The organism is Natronolimnohabitans innermongolicus JCM 12255, assembly GCF_000337215.1.
Lineage (GTDB): Archaea > Halobacteriota > Halobacteria > Halobacteriales > Natrialbaceae > Natronolimnohabitans > Natronolimnohabitans innermongolicus.
Window position 1 is genome coordinate 1 of the sequence record NZ_AOHZ01000026.1, and the last position, 258, is coordinate 258.

1 rRNA gene is annotated in these 258 nt (G+C 56.6%); it reads left to right on the top strand.

Going from position 1 to position 258, the window contains the following annotated elements:
• Nucleotides 1-258: ribosomal RNA gene (locus C493_RS23605) — 23S ribosomal RNA — on the top strand; the annotation flags it as partial.

Consider the following 258-nt stretch of genomic DNA (forward strand, 5'->3'; position numbering starts at 1 on the left):
TACTCGTGGCGGCGAAAGCCAAGGTCTGTCGGGAGTAACCGACGTTAGGGAATTCGGCAAGTTAGTCCCGTACGTTCGCAATAAGGGATACCTGCCCTGCAAAGGGGCAGGTCGCAGTGACTCGGGCGCTCCAACTGTCTAGTAACAACATAGGTGACCGCAAATCCGTAAGGACTCGTACGGTCACTGAATCCTGCCCAGTGCGGGTATCTGAACACCCCTTACAAGGGGACGAAGGACCCGTTAACGGCGGGGGTA